At 67.8% G+C, this 6,367-nt stretch carries 2 protein-coding genes and 2 pseudogenes; 1 reads left to right on the top strand and 3 read right to left on the bottom strand.

Going from position 1 to position 6,367, the window contains the following annotated elements; translation table 11 throughout:
• Positions 1-1,394, bottom strand: a pseudogene (locus A5706_RS19355) (acyltransferase family protein); the annotation flags it as partial.
• Between the two features lie 84 nt (positions 1,395-1,478).
• A pseudogene (locus A5706_RS19350) lies at positions 1,479-3,678 on the bottom strand (SGNH hydrolase domain-containing protein).
• Between the two features lie 264 nt (positions 3,679-3,942).
• Between A5706_RS19350 and A5706_RS19345 the strand changes: the two are divergent.
• Entirely contained in the window at positions 3,943-5,211 is a 1,269-nt protein-coding gene (locus tag A5706_RS19345; protein ID WP_068133851.1) for a glycosyltransferase, read from the top strand.
• 54 nt (positions 5,212-5,265) lie between these two features.
• On the opposite strand, the gene A5706_RS19340 is transcribed toward A5706_RS19345, so the two are convergent.
• The gene (locus A5706_RS19340) at positions 5,266-6,366 is read right to left on the bottom strand and encodes an NAD(P)-dependent oxidoreductase (protein ID WP_068133848.1); all 1,101 of its coding nucleotides are present in this window, start codon (positions 6,364-6,366) and stop codon (positions 5,266-5,268) included.
• Position 6,367: the final 1 nt, after the last annotated feature.

The raw sequence follows: 6,367 nt of genomic DNA, 5'->3' as shown, positions 1-6,367 counted from the left end.
TGATCTCCGGCGGACTCGCGCTGCTCACCCTCCGTTTTGTCGAGAACCCGCTGCGATTCGCGGCCCCCATACGCCGCTCTCCCCTCGCCAGTCTGGCGCTCGGCGGTGGCGCCACCGCGATGGCGGTCTGCGTGGGCGTGACACTGCTGATACTGGTGCCCGTCCCGGTCGGTCGCGGCCCGGCCGCTACGCCACTGACCATCACGGCAGCGCCCCCGCCCGCGGGTTCCAAGATGGATGCTTATGACGCGGCGTATGGGGGCCGCGAATCGCAGCGGGTTCTCGACAAAACGGAGGGTGAGCAGCGCGAGTCCGCCGGAGATCAGGGCTGCCGTCAACCGGGCGGCAAGACCAAGCGGATGGCCCAGCAGTGGTGGTGCGAGCACCAGCACCGGCCAGTGCCACAAATACCACGAATAGGACACCCGCCCGATCGCGCGAACCGGCGACAGCCCCAGCACCCGGCCGCATCCCTGAGTGGCTGTGGCACAGCCGGCGCCGATCACCAGGGCCGTGCCCAGCACGGGCAGCAATGCGGCGGTACCCGGATACAGCGTCGCCGGACTCAACCAGGTGCAGGCGAGGAGGATCAGACCTAGCCCTGCCCATCCCGCGACGGCGGCACCAAGTGCCGGCAGCCGCCGCCACTGGTCGGCGGTGAGGGCGACCAGGCCGCCGGCAGCCAACTGCCAGGCCCGGGTAGGCAGCGAAAAGAACGCGCCGGAAGCCACCTCATAGGTGACCACCAGCGACAGCGCGAACGATGCGGCCGCGACCAGCGCAAGGACCACTAGATACGGACTTTTCGAGGAGGGGGCCTCGGTCCTGGCGCGCCGGCGCACACGCCGGATCAGCCAGGCTGTGCCGATGATCATGGGCGGCCACACGAGGTAGAACTGCTCCTCAACGCCCAGCGACCAATAATGCTGAAACGGCGACGGCGGCAGGTGCGACCCGAAGTAGTCGACGCCCTGGAGCATGAACCGGTAATTGCTGACATACAGCGCGCTGGCGATGCCGTCACCCATGACGGTTCGCGCCTGCAACGGCGGTAACAGGATCGCTGAGGCGACGGTGGTGACGATGCCGACTGCGGCCGATGCGGGTAGCAGTCGGCGGGCGCGTGCTCCGTAGAAGCGGCGCAGCCCGACGCGGCCGGTGGTGCTCACCTCGCGCCAGAGCAGCCCGGTGATCAAGAAGCCTGAGATGACGAAGAAGACGTCGACGCCGACGAAGCCGCCGCTGACACCGGGAGTGTCGGCGTGAAACAAAACCACGGCGACCACCGCGACCGCGCGCAAGCCCTCGATGTCCGGGCGAAATTTCGCCTGTGCCGACGGACGACCTTGGACTTCCTCACTAGCGCGAACGCTGTCGGCCTGGCGCAATGTCACCTACCTGTTAAGAGGTCGCTTTGCCCGAATCTGGGCTTTATCACACACCTGTCTAACACTTCTCGGCGCCGGCGATGCGACGTTTCAACCACTGACGAGCGCGCGGTCAACCAACGCCCCGATCGCCGGTGCCAAAAGCCGGGAGTATTCGAGCGTCAGGTGTTCCCAGTCGAAGTAGACCAGGGTGTTGCCGACGATGACCGGGCAGCGGTCGGCGGTGCAGAACAATTCGGTCAGGTCGTCGTACTGCCCGCCGGCGGCTTTGGCCGCGGCGGTCTCAGCCGCGATGCCCGTCTGGTTCACCGCGGCCGACCTGGTGGGCGAGCAGGCCGTCGCGTCGTCGAGGTGGCCGGACAGGCAGACCGGCACCGATGTGTCCGGAGCCGGCACCGGACCGAGCACCAGCACTTGGGCACCGGTGCCGCGCAGCTGGCGCACCAGGCGGGTCAGGCTCTCGATCCACATCGGGTCGTACGCCGTGAAACCGGAGAGCCAGCCGTTGCCGTTCCCGGCGCCGTAGCCCCGCCACATGCTCACCACGATCAGCCGCGGGCGCTCGGCGCGTAGCCGGGCGAGGATCAGACCGCGCCATTGATCGCAGTGCTCGACGTTCTCAACCAGGCGGCTGAAGAGGTGGCTCGTGATGGGCAGGTCCATCGGCGGGCAGGCCCCCTTGCTCAACAACTCCAGCCGCCAGTGCCGCTGCATCGCGAGCTGCTCGAACGCGGGGTCCCACATCGCCGCGTGCGAATCCCCGACCAGGGCCACCGTTGTCGTGGACGCGGTATCACCCGTCGCGCACTCGGGTTGGCCGCCTTGGAAAGGCGTGCGCAGGCAGCCGTTGAACGAATACGCGTGCTGTTCGGCTGTCGCGTCGGCGAGCGGCGGTGTCAGGTTCGAGGGCACAGCTTTGACGTCGGCCGACGCCGCGACCGCGGTCTGCACCTGAGCGAACGCCTGCCGCACCGCCGCGTCGTAGGCCTCAATGTCGGAGCCTGCGGGAGGAGGTGCGGCATTGATGGTCAGCGCCGCGGCCGGCGCACCGCGGCCGACCGGGATCGGGACGACGACGAGCAGAGCCACGCCGACGGCCACCGCGATGGCGGTGGCGCCACCGCCGAGCGCGAGACTGCGCAGGGGAGAACGGCGGATAGGGGCGGCGAATCGTAGTGGGTTCTCGATGAACCGCAGGGTCAGCACGGCCAGCCCGGCGGAGACCAGGGCCGCCGCCAGCCTCCCGGCCAGGCCCATTGGGTGGCCCAGCAATGCGGGTGTCAAGACCAGCACCGGCCAGTGCCACAGATACCAGGAGTACGAGATGCGGCCGATCGCCCGCATCGAGGACACGGCCAGCACGCGGCCGCATCCCCGGGTAGGTGTGGTACAGCCCGCGCCGATCACCAGAACCGCACCCAGCGTGGGCAGCAGCGCGGCGATACCCGGGTAGAAGGTGGTCGCGCTCAACATGGTGCAGGCCACCAGGATCAGGCCCAGCCCCGCCCACCCGGTGATCGCGGCGGCGCGTGGCGCGCCGGCGCCATTGGCCGGCGGTCAGGGCCACCAGGCCGCCGGCGGCCAACTGCCAGGCGCGGGTCGGCAGCGAAAAGAACGCCACCGCGGGCATCACGTAGGTGATTACCAGCGACAGCGCGAACGATACGGCCGCGACCAACGCAAGGACCACCACGTACGGACGTTGCGAGGAGGCGCCGGCGCCGGCGCGCCGACGCGCACGCCGGATGAGCCACGCCGTGCCGATGATCAACGCCGGCCAAACCAGGTAGAACTGCTCCTCGACGCCCAACGACCAGTAGTGCTGGAACGGCGACGGCGGCAGGTGACCCCCGAAGTAGTGCACGCCCTCGCCGATGAACCAGTAGTTGCTGACGTACAACGCGCTGGCGATGCCCTCCAGCAGGACGCTGGATGCCTGCAGCGGGGGCAACAGGAGCGCCGCCCCGATCGCGGTGACAACGCCCACCGCGGCCGATGCCGGCAGCAGTCGACGGGCCCGCGCCCCGTAGAAGCGGCGGAGCCCAACAGTGCCGGAACTGCTCACCTCGCGCCATAGCAGCCCGGTGATCAAGAAGCCCGAGATCACGAAGAACACGTCGACGCCGACGTATCCGCCGCCTACGCCGGGCACCTCGGCGTGGAAGAGCACCACGGCAACCACCGCGACGGCACGCAGGCCCTCGATGTCCGGACGAAACCCCGACCGTTCCGAGCGTTGAGCTTCCCGTCTTTCGGTAGGGCTAGCGCTCGCGGCTTGGCGCACGGTCACCTACCTGGTACGAGGACGGGTTGTTCGAGTCGTGGCATTATCACACACCGGTCCAATACCTTTCGGCCAATGTCGACGCGAGCGCACCCGGCTCGGTTCTTGGTGCCCGGTTCGATGCTATTGAGCACCTGTCCAAAAATTTCCGGCTTTCCCGTCGGTGCCGCGCGGCCGTCGGGTTATGCTCCTGGGCGGCTGAGCCAGGGGTGCGGGGCCGCCGCTTTCATTCCGCAGAATGCGAGGGGAAGTGAAAGGTCAGGATCCGCGATGAAATTCGTGCTCGCGAACTGGGGAACGCGCGGCGAAGTCGAGCCCTACGTGACTGTCGGCCGGGAACTGGTGCGCCGCGGGCATGACGTGCGCATGGCGGTCGCGCCGGAAATGGTCGACTTCGTCGAGTCGGCGGGTCCCGCGGCGGTTCCTTATGGGCCGGAGTTGAAGGTCATCCTGGACCCGCACCGCGACTTCTGGACCTATTTCTTCGGCAACCCCTGGAAGCTCCGCGAGTTGGGCAGGATGTGGAGCGAGGTTTCAGGGCCGCTGACCGAGTGCCGCGGCGAGGTCAGCAGGATCCTGACGTCGCTTGCCGACGGGGCCGACCTGCTCCTCACTGGCATGAACTACGAGGACACCGCCGCCAACGTCGCCGAGTATTACGACATCCCGTTTGCCACGCTGCATATCTTCCCGTGGCGGGCCAACGGGCGGCTGCTGCCGTTCTTGCCGGCGCCGTTGGGCCGCGCCGCGATGACGGCGTCCGAGTGGCTGTCGTGGCGCGGACCGAAGAAGGTCGAGGACGCGCAGCGGCGTGAACTCGGTCTGCCGGAGGCGACAAGCCCCTGGACGCGGCGGATCGCCGAACGCGGATCCTTGGAGATCCAGGCGTACGACGAGGTGTGCTATCCGGGGCTGGCGGCCGAATGGGCGAAATGGGGCAGGCGGCGCCCCTTCGTCGGAGCGCTGACCATGGAGTTGCCGACGGACACGGATGACGAGGTCGCCTCGTGGATTGCCGCGGGAACACCGCCGATTTGTTTCGGGTTCGGCAGCGTCGGGGTCGAATCCGCGGTCGACACGCTGACCATGATCAGCTCAGTCTGCGAAGAGTTGGGCGAGCGGGCGTTGATTTGTGCCGCTGGGACCGACTTCAGCAACGTCTCGCGAGCGGAGCACGTGAAGGTGGTGGGCGTGATGAATTACGCCGCCGCCCTTCCCGCCTGCCGCGCGTTCGTTCACCACGGCGGCGCGGGCACCACGAACGCGGGCCTGCGAGCCGGACTCCCCACGTTGATCCTCTGGACGCTGCCCGATCAGGGGGCATGGGGCGCCCGGGTCAAGCGGCTGAACGTCGGCACCGGGCGGCGATTTGCAGCGACTACCCGAGAATCGCTGGTCACGGACCTTCGCGCCGTCCTTGCCCCGCAATGTCTCACTCGGGCCCGCGAACTCGCCGCCAAGATGACCACGTCGGCCGACAGCGTGAGGGTCGCCGCTGACCTGGTCGAAGATTTCGCCCGCACCAAACGTGCCGGCTGACGTCAGCCAACTCCAGTTGGAAGCGAGGCGGCGTCGACGCCTCTCGATGCTGTTCTACTTCAGCAAAGCCGTCATCGGCGGGTGGTCGCTTGGTTCAACAGATAATGCCGGCTGACCGCCGATCCAATCGAGCAGAGCGCGCAGACCGTCGTCAAGCGCCCACCGCGGGCGCCAATTGAGCTCACTTTTGGCCGGCTCGATGTCGCACTTGGCCGCGCGTACATCACCATCGCGGAATTTGCCCACGACGGTCGGTTCGGGGGCGTCGCACAGTGCGGCAATCTTGCGGGCCAGGTCATGGATGGTTGTCGGGACACCCGATCCGACGTCGATGCAGCGTGATCGATCGGCGGGATTCTCGATTGCAGCGAATAGAGCTTCGACGACATCGTCTATGTAGACGAAGTCGCGCACGATCCGCCCGTCTTCGTAGACCTCCAACGCTTGCTGCGCGCGCGCCAGCCGCGCGAAAAGGGCAACGATTCCCGTGTAGGAATTGGTCAGCGACTGGCCCGGCCCGTAGACGTTTTGCAGCCGCAGCACGCTGAGACGGGTGTCGTGCGCGGCCGTCCAGGCGGTCAGGACGTGCTCTTGGGCGAGCTTGGTCGCCGCATAAATGTTGGTCGGCCGCGGCTCCGTTCGGCCGGCGCGGCTCGCAAGCGGGACGGCGGGTTCACCCGCGGGCCCCTGCGGATCCCAGCTACCGGCCGCCAGCTGAGCGTGGCTGCGCGGCGGCGGGTAGAAAATCTCAGCTCCGTATTGCCACGCGCCCTCGCCGTACACCGCCCGCGATGATGCGAGGACGAGTTGGTCGGGCACGTGCGCTGAGCGGCTTAGGGCGTCGAGGAGTTGCGTGGTTCCGACCACGTTGACCGACCCGTGGCGCGTTGCCTCGGAAAGCGACTGCGCAGTGCCCGTCTCTGCCGCCAGATGCACCACATGGGAGGGACGGCACAGCCGAAGCACGGCATCGCAGTCGGGAGCATGGGTGACATCGCCGGTGAACAACCGCACGGACGGTGGCAGGTCGACCGCTGGACGTTCGCCATGCACCTGCGGGTGCAAGACATCCATCACCGCGACGTCATAGCCGGCCGCCACGAGACGCCGCGCGAGCGCGGACCCGATGAATCCTGCCCCGCCAGTGATGAGCACG

Source organism: Mycobacterium sp. E796, assembly GCF_001672815.1.
Classification (GTDB): domain Bacteria; phylum Actinomycetota; class Actinomycetes; order Mycobacteriales; family Mycobacteriaceae; genus Mycobacterium.
Note: the sequence above shows the minus strand (reverse complement) of the source record. Positions and strands in the feature narration are given on the sequence as shown.